Raw genomic sequence first — 19,160 nt, forward strand, 5'->3', positions numbered from 1 at the left:
GTGCGGGGGTCGAACCCCCGCGCCCCCGCCAGGGGGCAAGCCCCCTGGACCCCCGCGTGGGGTCCAGTCGGGCTGTTCCGTCGAGTTTGGTAGGTGCTGACTAGCTTTGTTCGTTGGAGCCTTGGAGCTTGACTTGCTGCTCGACGACGTGCATTCGTTGAAGCAGAAACGATCCGTGGTGCGGCCCGTGGTGGCCGAACTGCGGAAGCGGTTTTCCGTCTCGGTCGCCGAGGCGGGACATCTGGACCTGCACCGGCGCGCGCTCATCGGCGTCGCCGCGGTCGCCCCCGACGGCGAGCACATCCGGGACGTGCTCGACGCGTGCGAGCGGTACGCGGCCGGACGCCCGGAGTTCGAACTGCTCTCCGCGCGCCGCCGGCTGCTCGGCCCGGACGACTAGAACACCCGGAAACCCGGAGAAGGAGACCTCAGCCATGGCCGATCCCGCTCGGGCACGCAAGCTCGCCAAGCGGATCTCGCAGATCGTGGCCTCGGCGATCGAACACGACGTCAAGGACCCGCGACTGGGCTCGGTGACCATCACCGACGCCCGCGTCACTGCGGACCTGCACGACGCCACGGTGTACTACACGGTGCTCGGCGAAAGCCTCGACGCGGAGCCGGACTTCGCGAGCGCGGCGGCCGCCCTGGAAGCCGCGCGCGGCGTCCTGCGCACGAAGGTGGGACAGGGCACCGGCGTCCGCTACACCCCGACGCTCGCCTTCGTCGCGGACAGCGTCCCGGACGACGCCCGCCGCATCGAAGAACTGCTCGCGAAGGCCCGCGAGTCGGACGCCGAGGTGGCGCGCCGGGCGACCGGAGCCCAGCCCGCGGGCGAAGCGGACCCTTACAAGGCTCCTCGTGCCGACGAGGACGAGGAGCAAGCAGAAGAGGAGACGCGCGGCTGAAGCGATGCGGTCAAAGCCCGGTGTCACGCGACGCGGCCTGCTGTTCGGCAGTGCCGCGGCGCTCGTCTCCGCCTGCGCCGGGCGCTCCGCCCCGGTGGCTGCGCCGCCCTCGGCTGCCCCGGCCTCCAGCCCGTCGCCCCTGAAGGCGTCGGTCACGATCCACCGCAGGCACTCCGCGGCCCGCGGCCGGGACGTCGACGTAGTGCTGATGACGCCCGACGGCGTCCCCACCACCGGCCTGCCGGTCTGCGTCGCACTGCACGGCCGCGGGTCCAACGCCCGCACGTTCCTGGACCTGGAGCTGCCCGCAGCGCTCACCGCCGCGGTGCGGTCCGGCACCCCGCCGTTCGCGGTCGTCGCAGTCGACGGCAGCCACTACTGGGTCCCCGACGGCAACGACGACCCGCACCGCATGCTCACCGACGAACTCCCCGGCTGGATCTCCGAAGCCGGCCTCCGCCCGATGACCGGACTCCTCGGCATCTCGATGGGCGGCTTCGGAGCACTGAGCCTCGCCCGGCACCGCCGCGATGTACGGGCAGTGGCCACCTGCAGCGCGGCCCTGTTCCGCACCTGGCCGGAAGCCCGCACCCGGCACATCTTCCCGTCGCAGAACGACTGGACGGCCGCCGAACCGCTGCAGCACGTGGACGAACTCCCGTCCCGAGGCCTCGGCGTGTGGTGCGGCGACGGCGATCCTTTCCTGGCGGCCAACCGGAAACTGATCAGCAGCGCCCACCCGGAGGTCTCGCGGATCACGCCGGGGGAGCACACTTCGGAGTACTGGCAAGGCGTCCTGCCGGAAGTGCTGCGGTTCGTCGGGCCGAGGCTGGCGTAGCAGGATCACCGGTTCGGGTGGCCGGGGTTGTGTAGGCAATTGGTAACACCAGGCTTTCCCTTGTGACCAGTGGACGAGCGCGGGACGATGGGGCTTCGCGCTCACTCGGCGTCCTCGTCTGGCGCCGGGATCTTCCAGTCCGCAGCGATTTCCCCGCGCGGGTCGAGGCCGTGCTTCCGCAGCTGCGTGTGTTCCCAGGCGCGGCCGTCCGCGGCGTCGAGGAGGTGGTCGATCCGGAGGCGTGCGCCAGGATGGCCGTGGGCCAGCGCGAGACAATAGAGATCGAGCACTCTGGTCTGATCGCCCGCGCCGCGGCGAAGATCGCCCAGCAGGACATAGCATTCGACGTCTCCGCCGCGCGCCCCGCGCTCGGCGATGTCCTGCGCTTTGAAGTACTCCTCGTGCAGGTTGAACCCCCGGGCGACCCCGGCGGCGGCGCTGAAGTCGTCCTCGTCGAGCAGTTCTTCGAGCAGCTGTTCGGCCTCTTTCAACGCGCCTCGTCCGGCGAGCGCTTCCGCGAGCAGCGCGCGCAGCCGCCGCGGCACTGTCTCGTGGCCGGAACGGATCAGCTGCACCGCCTCGACGAAGCTGCGCGCGTCCATCAGCAAGCGGACGGCCCGCTCCTCGACCCGCGGGGTCCCCGACTCGGCAGCTTCCTTGTAGAGACGGCCCGCCAACACCAGCTGCGAGGAGGTCGCGTGGCGCGGGCCCTTTCCGCTCGCCGTCTCCCGGCCGGTTCCCTCAGCACGAGCGTCGAGGAGTTCGTCGGCCACCCAGGCCAGCGCTTGCCAGCGCGGAATGTTCTTGCGGGAGCGAACCGCCTCGGCGACCGTCACGGCTTCGGGGAAATCCTTGACGTGCCGGGCGATCGGAGCGAGCGAACCCGGATCCGGCGGAACCGTGGCGACGTGCCATTTCAGCGCTTCGGTCGCCTTCTTGGCAGCGCAGAGCAACCGGACGAGTTCGGCCGGATCTGGTGCGCAACCGGCCAGGTACGCGCGCCGGTAGTAGCCGTAGGCTTTGTCGAGCATGCCGTGCTGGGCCGCGGCGAGCGCGCCGGCGCTCAAGGCGGCGGTCGCGTCGCAGGTCGCCGCGTCGTCGTAGCACTTGAGCGCTCGTTCCGGAAGCGCGGGATCAGAGTTGGCGAAGGCGTCGCCGACCTCGATCAGCGGAACCGCGTCACCGGCAGTCGCGGACTCGAGCGCGCACACCTGGGCAGCATCGAGCAGGCGGGCACGCAGATTCACTCGCGTCGCGACGGCGGCGGTGCCAGCGACACCGTGCTGCCGTGCCGACTCGATCCACTTCAGTGCTTCTTCGACCTGCCCGTCCGCGGACAATGCTTCGGCGCCAAGCAGGTACGCGCCGTGCCGGTCGTAATCGGTGGCCTCCGCGGAGAGCATCTCCAGCACCGCGCCGATCCCGAAGGCGTCCATGGTCAGGTCGGTGATCAGGGGAAGCAGATCGCGCCCGAGCCGCCCGGGCAGTTCGGTCAGCCAGCGCACCGCCTTGTCGAGTTCCTTCCGGCGGCGGATCCGCTGTTTCTTCAGTTCCTCGTCAGACAGCCAGCCATGGGAATCGACCAGGGTCTCGGGCGAGACCATGCTCGCGGCCACGTAAGCCGCCGATCGCAGGTCGCCGCTTTCCGCGCGCCGGCGGTGCACGGCCAGCGCCCGGTCCGGCTGGCCGCACCGGACGTGGGCGACCTCGACGTGCAACGCGGCCGAACGGTTTCCCGATTCGGCGAGCGGACCCAGCCAGTCCAGGACGTCCTTCTCGCGCCCGGCCGCGAAGAGAGCGTTCGCCCCCTGGTTGATCGCCTCCTCGACGTCGCCGCCGATCCGCGTGAGAATCCGGTACTGGGCGACTGCCTCGTCGATCCGTCCGGCCTTCGCCAGCATCGCGGCGAGTTCGAGACGCGCTCGCGGCATGCCGCTTTTCAGGAAGAACTGGGCGCTCAGCTTCAGCAAGTGGCGTCGTCCGCATTCCCGGGCGATGTCGAGACTGTCTTGCCCCGCAACGGTTTCCAGCAGCACTGTCCACAGGCTCGCGCGCGGAAGGATCGGCTTCGATGCCTCGGTCACGTACTGCTGGTCGAGACCCGGGGCAAGCCGATAGGCGTCCGCTTTCGCCTCTGTGACCAGCACGGCGGCACCACCGCGTACGGGCGTCGTCAGTTCTTTCAGCGCCTTGTCGAATCTCTCGTCGGCGTCCGGTTCGTCCAGGAGGGCTTGCGCGCCCCGACGGAGGAGCGTCCGGGACATCGACGGGCCGTGGCCCGCGTGCCGGGCCTGGACCACGAAATCCAGGACCGCCCGAGCGGGCGGACTGATCCGCTGACAGTGCGTGCGGAGCGCTGGTCCGGCGACGACAGTCTGGATCACCCGGCCGTTCGGCGCGTTCGCCGCTGCTTCGGACACCCGCGGGTCGGTGGAGGCGAGCGCCCGGGTGACCTCGGTGTCGGTGAAAGCGTCGGGCACCGTGATGCTGGTGCCACGCAGCAGCAGTTGGACGTGCGAGCGGTCGACGCCGCCTTCCGGCGGCGCGGCGAGAGCCTGCCAGTGCTCCGGGGACAGGCTCGCGAGAATCAGAATCGGCTCACGCTCGGTGTCGAGCAGCAGATTCCGCAGACTGTCGGCAACTTCATTGCCTTTTTCGTGACCGCCCGAGAAAAAGTAGCGCTCCGCGGAAGGAATCCACACGACAGTGCTTTTCCGAAAGGTCTTCACGCTCGCCAGAAGCTCCTCCGGACTCCGCGGACTGAGACCGGGCCAGATCTTCCAGCCGTAGAGAAGAAATTGCCCGTCGGCGCTCCTGGTGTGCGCGGCTTCCCACAGCGCGCGTTTCTTCCCCGTTGCCGGTCCGCCGACGAGGGTGGCGATTCCGCTCGTCCCGCGCGCGGCGGCCTCCACGATGGACGACAGTCTGCGATCGTGGGCACGACGACAATAGGAAGTCAACCAGGGCAAGGACTCGTCAGGCTGACCAGCCTCGCTCAACGGGGAAATTTCCAGTTGGCGCGGACGGCAGGTCGCCAATTCGACTGCCTCGGTCGCCAAGCGCGGGATTCGCTCTGGTGTCGTGTCCATTTCACCGCAGACCCTGCCGTACGAAATGCGTCACAGGAGGCTTGATGCGGCGAGCGGTCAGCTCTGAGCGCTCAAAGAACGGCCGCCGTTCGCTCGTCCTGTAGAGCTTTCACACAATCCGGTGAATGTGGCTTGCGCACTGTAACGACGGTTCCGCCCGCGAATTCAGACCGGCTTCCCCGCCACCACAAGATCCCGCACGATCGCCTGGTCCACCCGGTGCGCCAGCTCCTCGTACGGCCCGCCCGTCCGCACCGCCAGCCCCGCCCGTTCCAGGATCTCCACCAGTTCCTCTCGCGGCAGCACGTGCGTGTTCCACGAGATCCCCAGCGCGCCGCCGGGTCGCAGCACGCGGTTCCACACCGGGACCGCCGCCGCGAGGAGGTCTCGGGGGCTGCGGGCCAGGCCGGTGTCGCGGTGGCTGCCGTGCTGCACGCCGTACGGCGCGTCGGTCACGATGAGGTCCACCGACGCCGGGCGGAGGACCTCGTCGGTGGTCAGGGTGTCCGCGTTGAGGTAGCTGAGCCGTCGGACACGGCCGGCCTTGTAGTCGTCCTTGTCGAACGCGTACTCGATGTCCAGCCGACGGCCGAGGCGGACCTTGTTGCGGCGCAGCTGTCCGGCTTCCGCGGTGTGCTTCACGCGCTTCGTGCGCAGCCACGTCTTCACGAACTGTTCGTACGCTTCGAAATCGCGCTCGTCGACGTCCAGGCCGGTCGCGTCGAAGCCGTACATCACGGCCTGGTTCAGCGTCGTTCCGCGGCCGCACAACGGGTCGAGCACGTGCAGTTCCCGGTCCGGCCAGTCCGCGGGCTTCGCGGTCGCCAGCAGGGTGAGGTTGAGCAGCAGCTTGGTGAACTGCTCGTTGGTCTTGCCCGGGTACTTCTGGATGCTCAGCAGGTCCGAGTCCGCCTTCGCCAGCGGATGCACGGCGACCGGCCGCAGCACGCCGTCGCCCAGTTCGAACAGGGCGTACAGCGAGGACAGGTTCGACAGCAGCGCCAAGTCCCGTTCACCGAGCGGCACCGCGCAGGCGAATTTCACGTACCCGACACCGCCGAGTTCGATCTCTTCGATCGCCGACACCTCGGCGGAAAGACCAGCGCCGAAGGCCGCCAGCTCGGCGCGCAGCAGCGCCGGCGACGACGCGGCGTACACGCGGTTGGCGGAAGGCAAAACGAGGATCACGTACTCAGGCATCCCGCAGAGCGTAGCGTGACACTTTGTGACAGCTTCCCTGGTACAGGACATCGAGGCCGCCGCCGCACTGCTGGCCGGAGCCACCGACGTGACGCTGCTCGGACACGTGCGCCCCGACGCCGACGCCCTCGGCAGCGCCCTGGCCCTCGGCCACGTGCTGCATCGCGGCGGCGCGCGCGTGCGGGTCGCGTTCGGCGAGCCGGACGAGGCTCCCGAAACACTGGCCTGGCTGGACGTCGACGGCCTGATCACTCCGGTCGCCGCCCTCCCGCCGACGGACGGCCTGCTGGTCGCACTGGACACTCCGACCCTGGCGCGGCTGGGCAGGCTCGCCCCGCGGGTCGCCGCGGTCCGGGATTCGGGCAGTCCGGTCCTGGTCGTCGACCACCACGCGACGAACGCCCGCTACGGCACCTGCCACGTCGTGGACGAGACCGCCGAAGCGACGGCGATCCTGGTCACCCGGATCGTCGAGGCGATGGGCGTCGAACTGGACGCGGCCGCCGCGCGCTGCCTGTACGCCGGGGTCGTCACCGACACGAGCGGCTTCCGCCGGGCAAGCCCCGAAACGCACCGGATCGCGGCGCGGCTGCTGGAAGCGGGCGCCGACCCGGGCGAGGTCGCACGCCGGATCGTTGATGATCATCCGTTCGCATGGCTGCCGATGCTGTCGACGGTCCTGTCCGAGGCTCGGCTGGAACCCGAAGGGGCACAAGGATTCGGCTTCGTCCACACGGTCGTGCGCGCGGCTGCGGCGGCGACGGTGCGGCTCGAAGAGGTCGAGTCGGTGATCGACGTGGTGCGCGCTACGCGGGAGGCCGGGGTCGCGGCAGTGCTGAAAGAGGCCGGGCCCGGTCCAGTGTGGACAGTCTCGTTGCGCTCGGCTGGCGACATCGACGTGTCAGCGGCTGCCGCGGAGTTCGGCGGCGGCGGTCACCGGATGGCGGCGGGCTGCACGGCGGAAGGTCCGGCGGAGGAGGTGCTGGACCGGTTGCGGAAGGCGCTGGGGAGGGCACCGCTGCTGCGGGCTTCCTGACCGGGGCTGGACGGTTCGCGGCTCTACGCGTGGGTCCGGGACCGAGCCGCTGAACGGATCCTGCACTCGCGGCTTGTCTGTCACCTCGTGCGGCGCAGCCCGTCCAGCACGAGGGTGATGACCCCGTCGGCCTCGGCCCGCCAATTGGGCCGGTCATGGGCCGCGCCGATGCCGTGCAGCGCCATCATCACGGCACCGGCATCCACGTCGTCGCGTACGGTGCCGTCCTGCACCGCGGCGGCCACCAGGTCGGTGACAGCCTGCTCCAGCGGCTGACTGCCCCCGGTGAGAGCTTCCGAGTGATCGGCCATGAGCGTGGCCAGTGTCCGGGCCAAACCCTCGTGGGCATCGATGTGGTCGACCATGCCGCGCAGGAAGGTTGCCAAAGCCTCCGCCGGGCTCAGCGTCGCCTGCAACTGGCGCGCGCGATCGCACAGCGCGGCGACTTCCCCGTGGTAGACCGCCTCGGCCAAGGCTTCCCGGGTAGGGAAGTGCCGGTACAGCGTGCCGGTGCCCACTCCGGCCAAGCGGGCGAAGTCGTCGAAGCGCAGGTCGAAGAAGCCGCCGGCGTCGAAGATCTCTCGTGCCTTGGCGATCAGGGCGTCGCGGTTTCGCTGGGCATCGGCCCGCAGCGGCTTGTCGGCGGTCATGCGCTCCCTCGCGTTGACAAGTGGAGATCATCTCCATATCTTGAAAGTGGAGATTGTCTCCACTTTGATCGTACCCCACGAGGTGCACGTGAAGATCCTGATGTTCGGCCGAGGCGTGATCGCCACTGTCTACGGCTGGGCCCTGCAACGGGCCGGACACGACGTCGAGTTCTATGTCCGGCCAGGCCGCGCGGCGACGTACGGAGACGCAGTGGACCTCGACCTGTTCGATACGCGGCGCCGGGTGTGGGGGAAGCGCGTCGTCGAGAAGTGGCCGGTGCGCTACCGCGAGACGCTGGAGCCGGACCACGACTTCGACCTGATCGTGCTCAGCGTGCCGCACCACCGTCTCCCGGAGGCGACAGCCTTCCTGTCGCCGCGCGTCAGCCAGGCCACGGTGCTGGTGTTCGGCAACCTCTGGGCCGAGCCGCCGGCCGCGGTCGACGCGCTCCCAGCCGACCAGGTCGCCTGGGGCTTTCCCCAGGCCGGCGGCGGTTTCGGCGCGGACGGCGTGTTGCGGGCGATGCTGCTGCCGTCGGTCGTCTTCGGCACCCTCGGCCAGCCCCCGACCGATCGGGAACGGGCCGTGCGCCAAGCGTTTCGCGAGGCCGGGCTCCGGATCAAGGAACGGCCTGACTTCCGCGGCTGGCTGTGGGTCCATTTCGTGTCCGATGCCGGCCTGCTCTCGCAGGGCCTGCGGCGGGGTTCCCTGTCCAAGCTGGCCGGGTCGACGCGTGACCTGCGCGAGGGGCTGCTGGCCGGTCGCGAGCTGTTGCCGCTCCTCGAAGCGCGTGGTGTCGACCTGCGACGTCATCGGGGCGGTTTGCTGATGTTCCGGGCGCCCACCTGGCTGACGGCCCCCGCGCTCGCCTGGCTGACTGCTCATGTCCCACTTGCGCGCGTGAGTCTCGCGGCGCACAACGACCCTGACGCCGAGGAACCGCGCGCGGTCTGCCGGGACACGCTGGCCGAAGCACGCCGACTGGGCATCTCGGCACCGCGGCTGGAAGCGGCGGAACCGCTCTTTGCCCGCGAGGACGCGAGTCGAGCCTGACTTCACCTGCCCGCATGGCTGTTTTCTCAGGTCCGTGAGGGGAACCCTGAGGGAATCAGAGTCCCTCAGGGTTCCCCTCACGGACAAGCACCGTAAAGACTCTGGCATTGGCGCGCAGGGCGTTCACGGTGCGCGGCAGGCCCTGCGCTCGGTTATTCGGCCGACCGGGCCCGCGGGTGTTCGAGAACCAGGAGGAGGTCGACATCGAGCGTGGCGCGCGCCACCACGTCGCGTTCGGATTCGGGCCGTACCAGTGCCTGGGCCGGAACCTGGCTCGGATGGAGCTGCAGATCGTGTTCGGCACGCTGTTCCGCCGAGTTCTTCTCCCTTGCGGAGTGAGTCGCTCGGCCCAGGAAGGTGCGTCACGTCGGTTGGCTCGTTGCCCATGCCGAGTCACGCCAAAGAGGACTCCCGGATTTTAGGATCAGCCTGATTCCCTTGCCCCGTAAGCGAATTCCCGCCCCGATTGCCCGCCTTGAGCCGCTCTCGCCGTCCGCGCTGCCGGAATTGTCGGTCCCGGTAGCTACTCTCGTCACGTGTCCGAAAACGCCACGACCGCCGCCGTCAGCGGTGACCGCATCCCGCCCCGCCGAGTGTTCGGGCTCGCCGTGCCCGCGCTCGGCGTGCTCGCCGCCGAGCCGCTCTACGTACTGGTCGACACCGCCGTCGTCGGCCATCTCGGCGCGTTGCCGCTCGCGGGCCTCGCGCTGGGCGGCGTCGTGTTGTCACAGGTCTCTACGCAGCTCACCTTCCTGTCCTACGGCACCACCTCGCGCACTGCGCGGCTGCACGGCGCGGGCAGGCGTTCCGACGCGGTGCGCGAGGGCGTGCAGGCCACCTGGCTCGGCGTGCTGGTCGGGCTGGTGCTGCTCGTCGCGGGGCAACTGCTGGCGTGGCCGATCGCCCGCGCGCTCTCGGGCAGCGACGAGATCGCCGCGGCGGCGGTGTCGTGGCTGCGGATCGCGTTGTTCGGCGCGCCGCTGATCCTCATCACGATGGCGGGCAACGGCTGGATGCGCGGCGTGCAGGACGCCACCCGTCCGCTGCGTTATGTGTTAGCGGGCAACGGAATCTCGGCCGTGCTGTGCCCGGTGCTGGTCTATGCCGCCGGTCTCGGGCTGGAGGGGTCGGCGATCGCGAACGTCGTGGCGCAGGTGGTGTCCGCGTCGATGTTCGTCGCCGCGCTGGTGCGGGAAAAGGTGCCGTTGCGGCCGGATTTCGCGGTGATGCGGGCGCAGCTGGGTCTCGGTCGGGACCTGGTGCTGCGCAGTTTCGCGTTCCAGGCGTGCTTCGTGTCGGCCGCCGCGGTGGCCGCCCGGACCTCGACCGAGGCGGTCGGAGCGCACCAGGTGGTTCTGCAACTGTGGACGTTCCTGTCCCTGGTGCTCGATTCGGTCGCGATCGCCGCGCAATCGCTCGTCGGCGCGGCGCTCGGCGCGGGAGCGGCGCGGCAGGCGCGCGGGGTGGCCAACCAGATCACCGGATACGGCCTCGTCCTGGGCTGTTTCCTCTGCGTGCTGTTCGCCGCGTTGTGGAGCGTCCTGCCGCACGCGTTCACGTCCGATCCGGGAGTGCTCGGCGAAATCCCGCACGCGTGGTGGTTCTTCGTTGCGCTGCAACCGATCGCGGGTGTGGTGTTCGCGCTCGACGGCGTTCTCCTCGGCGCGGGCGACGCGGCCTTCCTCCGCACCGCGACGCTCGTCAGCGCCGGTCTCGGCTTCCTGCCGCTGATCTGGCTGTCGCTGGCGCTGGGCTGGGGGTTGAGCGGAATCTGGACCGGACTGTCGCTGTTCATGGTGTTCCGGCTGGCGGCGGTGGTGGCGCGATGGCGGTCCGGGCGGTGGGCCGTGGTCGGCGCGGTGCGGGAGGCTTGATGGCACAACGGCCTTGACGGCATCACGGCGAAACCCGCTCGCCGCCGTCGCCCGGCGGATGCGAGGGTGGGCGCATGCCGAAGTTCACCCAGGTCGACGTCTTCACCGACGAGCTCACCCGAGGCAACGCGCTCGCTGTCGTGCACGGCGCGGACGCGCTGTCCGACGAGCGGATGGCGGCGTTCGCCCGCTGGACGAACCTCAGCGAGACCACGTTCCTGCTGGAGCCGTCCGACCCGGCCGCCGACTACCGCGTGCGGATCTTCACCCCGCACGGCGAGCTGCCGTTCGCCGGGCATCCGACGCTCGGGTCGGCGCGGGCGTGGCTGGCCGCCGGGGGAGAGCCGAAAGCCGAGCGCCTCGTGCAGGAATGCGGGGCAGGGCTGGTCCGGGTGCGCCGCGACGGCGACCGGCTGGCGTTCGCCGCGCCTCCGTTGCGCCGTGGCGGCCCAGTGGACGAGGCCGACCTCGCCGTGGTGAAGCGCGGGCTGGGCCTGGGCGACGCCGACGTCCTCGACGCGCGCTGGGCGGACAACGGTCCCGGCTGGGTCGCGTTGCTGCTGCGCGACGCGGCGACCGTCCTCGCGATCGAGCCGGACTTCGGTGTGCTCGGTTCGTTCAAGGTGGGCGTCGCGGGTGCGCAGCCGGCTGGAGCCGACACGGCGTTCGAGGTCCGCGCGTTCAGCGACGTCGTCGAGGACCCGGTCACCGGCAGCCTCAACGCGGCGCTCGGCCAGTGGCTGATCGGCGACGGCATCGCGCCCGAGTCGTACGTCGCGGCGCAGGGCACGCGGCTCGGCAGGCGCGGGCGGGTGCACGTCGAACGGGACGGCGACGACGTGTGGGTCGGCGGCGAAACGGTCGTCGGAATCCGGGGCGAAGTGGATCTGTGGTGAACCACACCCCGGTCACGGCTATGTCTCGAGGTTGCTGAGGCGATACAACTATCGAGGCGGCAGCGTCGTCGTCCTCCACTGTCCGACGCCCGCCTGCTCTCTGGAGGAACTCTTGACGCCCGCCGGCCGCGCCCCTGTCCGGTCCTGGCTCATCTGGCTCACCGCGGTCACGGTGTACCTGCTCGCCGTTTTCCACCGCACCTCGTTCGGCGTCGCCGGGCTGAAGGCGGCCGAACGCTTCGGCGTCGGATCCGCCGCGCTCGGCATCTTCACCGTCCTGCAGGTCGGCGTCTACGCGGCCATGCAGATCCCGACCGGCGTGCTGGTCGACCGCTACGGCCCGCGCCGCGTGCTCACCGCCGCCGTCCTGATCCTCGGCTCCGGGCAGCTGCTGCTCGGCCTCGCCGACACCTACGCGCTCGGCCTGGTGGCCCGCGGCGTCCTCGGCTTCGGCGACGCGCTCACCTTCGTCAGCGTCCTGCGCCTCGTCGCGGCGCACTTCCCAGCCCATCGCTACGCACTGCTCGCGTCGTTCACCTCGTGCGTCGGCTACCTCGGCAACCTCGCCGCGACCGTCCCGCTCACCCTGCTCCTCGACGGTCCAGGATGGACAGTCACCTTCCTCGCCGTCGGCGCGGTGACGGTGCTGTACTCGGTGCCGGTCGCGCTGCGCGTCCGCGACACCCCGGAAGGCGTGCCGGAACGCAAGCGCGAACCCGTGCGTCCGGCGGAACTCGCCCGGCAGGTCAAACTGGCCTGGCGGACCCCCGGCACCCGGCTGGGTTTCTGGGTGCACTTCTCGACGATGTTCGCGCCGAACGTGCTGACTCTGTTGTGGGGCATGCCGTTCCTGGTGGAGGGCGAGGGGCTGCCCGCGGCGACCGCGAGCGCGCTGCTGACGGTGTTCGTGTTCGGCTCGATGGCGGGCGGCCCGCTGCTGGGCGCGGTGATCGGCCGCTCCCCGGCGCTGCGGGTGCCGCTGGTCGTCGGCTACCTCAGCGGAGCGGCGATCGTGTGGGCGGTGCTGCTCGGCTGGAACGGCCACGTCCCGGTGGGCGTCCTCGTCCCGGCCTTCGCGTTCCTGACGCTCGGCGGCCCGGCGTCGATGATCGGCTTCGCCATCGCCCGCGACTACAACCCTCTCTCGCGCGTCGGCACCGCGACCGGAGTGGTGAACGTCGGCGGCTTCCTGGCGACCACCCTGACTGCCTTGCTGATCGGCATCCTGCTCCAGGCGACCGGCGGCAACTTCCGGATCGCGCTGCTGGTCGTCGTGGCCGTGCTGGCGTTCGGCGCCGCCAAGATGCTGGTGTGGTGGCGCCGCGCCCGCGCCCACGTGTTCGCCGCGGAAGCGCGCGGCGAGGAAGTCCCGGTGCAAATCCGGCGGCACCGCTGGGACCGCGAGCCGGAAGAGGCCGTGGCGGCCGCCTGAACCAGTCGCTCGTGAGCGGCAATCCCGGTTCTAACCGGGATCGCCACTCACGAGCGACTGAACCGGGCGCCAGCCGCGAAACCCCGTCTGGGTAGGGTTTCCGCCGTGTCTCGTCCGAAAGAACCGCGTCGCCCCGCCCCGCCGCCCGGACTGCTCATCGTCGACAAACCGGCGGGAATGACGTCGCACGACGTGGTCGCGCGGGCGCGGCGGATCATGGGCACCCGCAAGGTCGGCCACGCCGGCACGCTCGACCCGATGGCGACCGGCGTCCTGGTGCTCGGCATCGAGCGCGCCACCAAACTGCTCGGCCACCTCGCCCTCGACCGCAAGACCTACCTCGCCACGCTGTCGCTCGGCCGGTCCACCACGACCGACGACGCCGAAGGCGAACCGCTGGCCGAAACCGACGCCGCGCCGGAAACCCTCGCCGCGGTCACCGACGAGCAGATCGCCGACGGGATCGCCGCGCTGACCGGTGACATCCAGCAGGTGCCCAGCGCCGTGTCCGCGGTCAAGATCGACGGCAAGCGCGCCTACGCCCGGGTGCGCGCGGGAGAAGACGTCGTGCTCCCGCCGCGGCCGGTGACCGTGCACCGGTTCGACGTGCTCGGCCTCCGCCGCGAGGACGACCGGATCGAACTCGACGCGATCGTCGAATGCTCGTCCGGCACCTACGTTCGTGCGCTCGCCCGGGATCTCGGCGCCGGGCTCGGCGTCGGCGGGCACCTGAAAGCCTTGCGCCGCACCACGGTCGGGCCGTTCACGCTCGCCCGTGCGCGCACGCTCGACCAGCTCGAAGAAAACCCGGAACTGTCCCTGGACCTCGACGACGCCGTCGCAGCCGCGTTCCCGCGCCGGGATCTCGACGCGGCCACCGCCAAAGCGGTCCAGTACGGCAGGCGCATCCCGGCGGGCGGAATCGAGGGCACGTACGGCCTGTTCGCGCCGGACGGCCACGTGCTCGCGCTGGCGTCCGACACCGAGGGAGTGACCCGCTCGGTGGTGGTCCTCCTGCCCGCATAGGGTGGGGGCAAAGGCACCTCGCTCGGGGAGAGTTGACAACAGTGCAGCGGTGGCGTGGGCTCGGGGACCTCCCGGGCGGCTGGGGACGGTGCGTGGTCACCATCGGCGTGTTCGACGGCGTGCACCGCGGGCACCAGGAACTGATCAAGCGCACCGTGGAGACGGCCGCCGAACGCGGCGTGCCCAGCGTGGTGCTCACCTTCGACCCGCATCCGTCCGAGGTGCTGCGCCCGGGCAGCCATCCCGCGCAGCTGACCACGTTGCGGCGCAAGGCCCAGCTGGTCGAGGGGCTCGGCGTCGACGTGTTCTGCGTGCTGCCCTTCACCCTGGAGCTGTCGCGGCTCAGCCCGCACGAGTTCGTGCACGAGGTGCTGGTCGACCGGCTGCACGCGGCGGCGGTGCTGGTCGGCGACAACTTCACCTTCGGGGCCAAGGCCGCGGGCAACGTCGCGCTGCTGCGCGAACTCGGCCGCCGCTTCGGGTTCGTCGCCTACGGCGCGGAGTTGCAGGGCCGTTCGCTCGACGACGACCGCGGCGCCAACGACATCACCTTCTCCTCGACCTACGTGCGCTCGTGCATCGACGCCGGCGACGTGGTGGCCGCGTCCGACGCGCTCGGCCGCCCGCACCGGCTGGAGGGCATCGTCGTGCGCGGCGACGGCCGGGGCCACGACCTCGGCTACCCGACGGCCAACCTGTCCACCGCGCGGTTCGCCGCGGTGCCCGCGGACGGCGTCTACACGGCCTGGTTCAGCCGGCTGTCCGCCCCGGACCGGCGGCTGCGCGCGGCGGTGTCGGTGGGCACGAACCCGACGTTCTCCGGCCGCGAGCGCACCGTCGAGGCGTTCGTGCTGGACGTCGACGAGGACTTCTACGGTCAGCACGTCGCGCTGGACTTCGTCACCCGGTTGCGGGATCAGGCGCGGTTCGGCGCGTCGGCCGATCTCGTGAAGAAGATCGACGAGGACGTGGCCCGGACCAGGGAAGCGCTCGGCTCGGACAGCTGAGCGGACCGGGCGCCGGGGCAAGCCGGATCCGGGGCGAATCGGGCGTTCCGGCCCGGCGGGGGCGTCCGGAGTGGCAAGATGGGCCGGCGGCGCCGGGCCGGAGGAGCAAGTCCCGCGGCCGCGGGACGACAGCGCTAGGGGAGCGGAGCCAGGTGGAGGACCACAAGATCGTCCAGCGGAACATCGCGCTGCAGCGGCAGTGGTACGGGGAGCCGCTGGGCGATCGGGTGCGCAGGCTGGTCGTGGCCTTCGACGTGTCGCAGGCGTTCCTGGCCGAGGTGCTGGGGATCAGCGCGCCGATGCTGAGCCAGGTGATGAGCGGGCGGCGGGCGAAGATCGGCAATCCGGTGGTGCTGGCCCGGATGATCATGCTCGAGCGCAAGATCCTCGTGCCCGAGGTCGCCGCGGGGGACCGCGACGCGATGCAGGCCGCGCTGGAGGACGTGCGCGATTCGCGGCCCACCGTCGGCCGCGACAACATCCCGGTCAACTCGGACGAGAAGATCGTGCTCGCGGGCATCCGCGACGTCGCCGAGGACGAGAACCTCGCCGAGGCGGCGAAGCTGCTCGACGAGGACTTCCCGGCGATCGCCGACCTGCTCCGCCGCGCGGGAGCCTCGGGCCAGTAGCCGATGCGGTTGTTCTCCGCGCTGCGCCCGCCCGCCGACGTCGCGGCGGAAATCGCCGGCGCGCTCGGCTCCCGGGACCGGCTGCTGCGCTGGTCCGACCCGGCGGGTTGGCACATCACCCTGGCCTTTTACGGCGAAGCCGACCCCGGCGAATACGGCGCCTTCCTCGACCGGGCGCTGGACGGCCGAAAATCCGTTGACGTCCGGCTGTCCGGTTCGGGAACATTTCCGGGAGTGCTGTGGTTGGGAGTGGCGGGGGAGGACCTGGCCGATCTCGCCGCAGCCGCGGGCGCCGGCGACGAGCGCCCGTACCGGCCGCACCTGACGCTGGCGCGGTGCTCGCGCACGCAGCCGCCGACGGAGTGGACGGAATGGCTCGCCGGTTTCCGCAGCCGAGTCTGGACCGCGGACCGGGTCGAGCTGATGGGCGGCGGCAGCCCGTACCGCACGCTGCGGACTTGGCCGCTGCGGCGCGGGTGAGGCTGTGCTGCCCGGCTAGCCGCACGCGCCGGAAGCCGCAGTTCAACCGGCTGGTAACCTCAGAAACCGGGTCCGGCTGCAGTCCGTGGCGGCCGTGACCGTCTTACCCGGCCGCGTGGCGCGGTGCGGGCCTCACGGCACTAGATGCACAAGGAGCACCACCAGTGGCGCTGTCCACCGATGAGAAGAAGACGATCCTCGCCGAGTACGGGCTGCACGACTCGGACACCGGATCCCCCGAGGCCCAGGTCGCGCTGCTCACCAAGCGGATCATCGGCCTCACCGAACACCTGAAGACCCACAAGCACGACCACCACTCCCGTCGCGGTCTCCTGCTGCTGGTCGGCCGTCGCCGCCGGCTGCTGAACTACACGGAAAAGGTGGACGTGGCGCGGTACCGGGACCTGATCAAGCGTCTCGGCCTGCGCCGATAGCGTGCTGACGAGGGGGAGCGGCTTCGGCCGCTCCCCCTCGCCGCAAGCACACCCCCCACACGGCGCGAGCGCGCTGGAGGAACGATCTCGCCGGTCCTCGGTAGTGGTTCCCGGGCAACGGACCCGGGGGCTTCGATCGAAGACCGGCCTCACACCTCCTCGAGCGTCCTCGGGCGAACCGGGTCCCACAGTGGGAGACTCTCGCCGTACGCAGGAAACAAAGAGGAGATTGACCATATGACCGACTCCACCGGAGTCACCGTGTTCGAGACCGAAGCCGTTCTGGACAACGGCCGTTTCGGCACCCGCACCGTCCGGTTCGAGACCGGCCGGCTCGCCAAGCAGGCCGCCGGCTCCGTCGTCGCGTACCTGGACGAAGAGACCATGCTGCTGTCGGCGACCACGGCGTCGAAGCACCCGAAGGAGCACTTCGACTTCTTCCCGCTGACCGTGGACGTCGAGGAGCGGATGTACGCCGCCGGCCGCATCCCGGGCGCGTTCTTCCGCCGCGAGGGCCGCCCGTCGACCGACGCGATCCTCACCTGCCGCCTGATCGACCGCCCGCTGCGCCCGGTCTTCGCCGACGGCCTCCGCAACGAGATCCAGGTCGTCATCACCGTCCAGAGCCTCAACCCGGACGACCCGTACGACGTGCTGGCGATCAACGCCGCGTCGGCCTCCACCCAGATCGCCGGCCTGCCGTTCTCCGGCCCGGTCGGCGGCGTGCGCGTCGGGCTGATCGAGGGCCAGTGGGTCGCGTTCCCGACCTGGTCGCAGCTCGAGAAGGCCACCTTCAACATGGTCGTGGCCGGTCGCATCGTCGGCGACGACGTCGCGATCATGATGGTCGAGGCCGAGGGCACCGAGCACACGCTCGACCTGATCGCCGACGGCGGCACCGCGCCGGACGAGATCACCGTCGCGCAGGGCCTCGAGGCCGCGAAGCCGTTCATCCGCGTGCTGTGCGAGGCGCAGCAGCGCCTCGCCGCCGACGCCGCGAAGCCGACCGGCGAGTTCCCGGTGTACCCGGCCTACCAGCCGGACATCTACGAGGCCGTCTCCGCGATCGCCTCCGACGAGCTGGCCAAGGCGCTGCAGATCGCCGGCAAGCAGGACCGCGACAAGGCGACCGACGAGGTCAAGGCCACCGTCCTGGAGAAGCTCGGCCTCGGCGAGGGCGAAGCCTTCGAGGGCCGCGACAAGGAGGTCGGCGGTGCGTTCAAGGCGCTGACCAAGAAGATCATGCGCACCCGCGTCCTCACCGAGAAGATCCGGATGGACGGCCGCGGCCTGACCGACATCCGCCAGCTCTCGGCCGAGGTCGCCGTGATCCCGCGGGCGCACGGTTCGGCGCTGTTCGAGCGCGGCGAGACCCAGATCCTGGGCGTCACCACGCTGAACATGCTCCGCATGGAGCAGCAGATCGACTCGCTCTCCCCGGAGACGCACAAGCGCTACCTGCACCACTACAACTTCCCGCCGTTCTCCACCGGCGAGACCGGCCGCGTCGGTTCGCCGAAGCGGCGCGAGATCGGCCACGGCATGCTCGCCGAGCGCGCCCTGGTCCCGGTGCTGCCGAAGCGGGACGAGTTCCCGTACGCGATCCGCCAGGTCTCCGAGGCGCTGGGCTCCAACGGCTCCACCTCGATGGGTTCGGTCTGCGCGTCCACCATGGGCCTGTTCAACGCCGGCGTGCCGCTGAAGGCTCCGGTCGCGGGCATCGCCATGGGCCTGGTGTCCGACGAGGTCGACGGCGAGACGCGTTACGTCGCCCTCACCGACATCCTGGGCGCCGAGGACGCGCTGGGCGACATGGACTTCAAGGTCGCCGGCACGAAGGACATCATCACCGCGCTGCAGCTGGACACCAAGCTGGACGGCATCCCGTCCGAGGTGCTCGCGGCCGCGCTGAAGCAGGCGAAGGACGCTCGCCTCACCATCCTGGAAGTCATCGCCGAGGCGATCGACGGCCCGGACGAGATGAGCCCGTACGCCCCGCGCGTGACGTCGGTGAAGATCCCGGTCGACAAGATCGGCGAGGTCATCGGGCCGAAGGGCAAGATGATCAACTCGATCACCGAGGAGACCGGCGCCGACATCTCGATCGAGGACGACGGCACGATCTACGTGGGCGCGGCCGACGGCCCGTCGGCGGAGGCGGCGATCGGCAAGATCAACGCCATCGCCAACCCGCAGCTGCCGAAGGTCGGCGAGCGCTTCCTGGGCACCGTGGTGAAGACGGCCGCGTTCGGCGCGTTCGTCTCGCTGCTGCCGGGCAAGGACGGCCTCGTGCACATCTCGAAGCTGGGCAACGGCAAGCGGATCGCGAAGGTCGAGGACGTGGTGAACGTCGGCGACAAGATCCGGGTCGAGATCGCGGACATCGACAACCGCGGCAAGATCAGCCTGATCGTGGTCAAGGAAGAAGAAGCCGCAAAGCCCGCCGAGGCCGACGCCGACGCCGACGCCGCTCCGGCCGAAACCGCCGAAGCCAAGTAACACCCCGCAGTGACATCGAGGGCCTCCTGACCCGAGGTGGCTCGTGAGTGCTGATCACGGTTCTAACCGCGATCAGCACTCACGACCCGGGCAGGAGGCCCTCACTGC

The 19,160-nt window shown here is 70.5% G+C and carries 17 protein-coding genes and 1 pseudogene; 15 read left to right on the forward strand and 3 right to left on the reverse strand.

All coding sequences use genetic code 11. The features are described 5' to 3' along the window. Positions 1-106 precede the first annotated feature (106 nt). From D0D37_RS40190 to D0D37_RS40200, 3 genes are read left to right on the forward strand one after another with little or no spacing between them, the layout of a single operon-like run. Positions 107-400 (forward strand): DUF503 domain-containing protein, encoded by a 294-nt coding sequence (locus tag D0D37_RS40190; RefSeq protein ID WP_116205812.1) that lies wholly within the window; start codon positions 107-109, stop codon positions 398-400. 34 nt (positions 401-434) lie between these two features. Further along, on the forward strand, positions 435-908 hold the full coding sequence (gene rbfA / locus D0D37_RS40195) for a 30S ribosome-binding factor RbfA (RefSeq protein ID WP_116205813.1): 474 nt from the start codon (positions 435-437) through the stop codon (positions 906-908). A 4-nt stretch (positions 909-912) separates the two neighbouring features. Further along, positions 913-1,746: an alpha/beta hydrolase gene (locus D0D37_RS40200; RefSeq protein WP_116205814.1), complete on the forward strand. Its 834-nt coding sequence runs from the start codon at positions 913-915 to the stop codon at positions 1,744-1,746. Between the two features lie 101 nt (positions 1,747-1,847). On the opposite strand, the gene D0D37_RS40205 is transcribed toward D0D37_RS40200, so the two are convergent. Further along, the gene (locus D0D37_RS40205) at positions 1,848-4,658 is read right to left on the reverse strand and encodes a hypothetical protein (protein WP_116205815.1); all 2,811 of its coding nucleotides are present in this window, start codon (positions 4,656-4,658) and stop codon (positions 1,848-1,850) included. A gap of 342 nt (positions 4,659-5,000) precedes the next feature. Continuing rightward, the gene (locus tag D0D37_RS40210) at positions 5,001-6,035 is read right to left on the reverse strand and encodes a TRM11 family SAM-dependent methyltransferase (RefSeq protein ID WP_208720466.1); all 1,035 of its coding nucleotides are present in this window, start codon (positions 6,033-6,035) and stop codon (positions 5,001-5,003) included. Between the two features lie 25 nt (positions 6,036-6,060). Between D0D37_RS40210 and D0D37_RS40215 the strand changes: the two genes are divergently transcribed. Next, on the forward strand, positions 6,061-7,071 hold the full coding sequence (locus D0D37_RS40215; protein ID WP_116205816.1) for a DHH family phosphoesterase: 1,011 nt from the start codon (positions 6,061-6,063) through the stop codon (positions 7,069-7,071). 80 nt (positions 7,072-7,151) lie between these two features. Here D0D37_RS40215 and D0D37_RS40220 read toward each other — a convergent pair whose 3' ends face one another. Next, entirely contained in the window at positions 7,152-7,721 is a 570-nt protein-coding gene (locus tag D0D37_RS40220; protein WP_116205817.1) for a TetR/AcrR family transcriptional regulator, read from the reverse strand. An 88-nt stretch (positions 7,722-7,809) separates the two neighbouring features. On the opposite strand from D0D37_RS40220, the gene D0D37_RS40225 reads away from it, so the two are divergent. From D0D37_RS40225 to D0D37_RS40275, 11 genes and pseudogenes are all read left to right on the forward strand, one after another. Then, positions 7,810-8,775, forward strand: a complete 966-nt coding sequence (locus D0D37_RS40225) for a ketopantoate reductase family protein (protein WP_116205818.1) — start codon at positions 7,810-7,812, stop codon at positions 8,773-8,775. Between the two features lie 170 nt (positions 8,776-8,945). Beyond that, positions 8,946-9,095: pseudogene (locus D0D37_RS48300) on the forward strand (cytochrome P450); the annotation flags it as partial. Between the two features lie 216 nt (positions 9,096-9,311). Beyond that, complete coding sequence (locus tag D0D37_RS40235; RefSeq protein ID WP_116205819.1) at positions 9,312-10,649, forward strand: MATE family efflux transporter; 1,338 nt, start codon at positions 9,312-9,314, stop codon at positions 10,647-10,649. A 74-nt stretch (positions 10,650-10,723) separates the two neighbouring features. Then, positions 10,724-11,545, forward strand: a complete 822-nt coding sequence (locus D0D37_RS40240) for a PhzF family phenazine biosynthesis protein (protein WP_116205820.1) — start codon at positions 10,724-10,726, stop codon at positions 11,543-11,545. A 112-nt stretch (positions 11,546-11,657) separates the two neighbouring features. After that, entirely contained in the window at positions 11,658-12,977 is a 1,320-nt protein-coding gene (locus tag D0D37_RS40245; protein WP_116205821.1) for an MFS transporter, read from the forward strand. Positions 12,978-13,082: 105 nt separating this feature from the next. Beyond that, positions 13,083-14,003: a tRNA pseudouridine(55) synthase TruB gene (gene truB, locus D0D37_RS40250; protein ID WP_116205822.1), complete on the forward strand. Its 921-nt coding sequence runs from the start codon at positions 13,083-13,085 to the stop codon at positions 14,001-14,003. 41 nt (positions 14,004-14,044) lie between these two features. Next, positions 14,045-15,010 carry a bifunctional riboflavin kinase/FAD synthetase gene (locus D0D37_RS40255; RefSeq protein ID WP_116205823.1) on the forward strand — a complete coding sequence of 322 codons (966 nt, stop codon included), beginning with the start codon at positions 14,045-14,047 and terminating at the stop codon, positions 15,008-15,010. 152 nt (positions 15,011-15,162) lie between these two features. Beyond that, on the forward strand, positions 15,163-15,639 hold the full coding sequence (locus tag D0D37_RS40260) for a helix-turn-helix domain-containing protein (RefSeq protein WP_116205824.1): 477 nt from the start codon (positions 15,163-15,165) through the stop codon (positions 15,637-15,639). A gap of 3 nt (positions 15,640-15,642) precedes the next feature. After that, positions 15,643-16,119, forward strand: coding sequence for an RNA 2',3'-cyclic phosphodiesterase (gene thpR, locus D0D37_RS40265; protein WP_116205825.1), 477 nt, complete (start codon positions 15,643-15,645; stop codon positions 16,117-16,119). A 164-nt stretch (positions 16,120-16,283) separates the two neighbouring features. Beyond that, positions 16,284-16,553, forward strand: a complete 270-nt coding sequence (gene rpsO / locus D0D37_RS40270; RefSeq protein WP_037812514.1) for a 30S ribosomal protein S15 — start codon at positions 16,284-16,286, stop codon at positions 16,551-16,553. Between the two features lie 237 nt (positions 16,554-16,790). Continuing rightward, entirely contained in the window at positions 16,791-19,052 is a 2,262-nt protein-coding gene (locus D0D37_RS40275; RefSeq protein WP_116205826.1) for a polyribonucleotide nucleotidyltransferase, read from the forward strand. Positions 19,053-19,160 lie beyond the last annotated feature (108 nt).

This window comes from Amycolatopsis circi, from assembly GCF_003385235.1.
In the GTDB taxonomy this organism is placed as follows: Bacteria; Actinomycetota; Actinomycetes; order Mycobacteriales; family Pseudonocardiaceae; genus Amycolatopsis; species Amycolatopsis circi.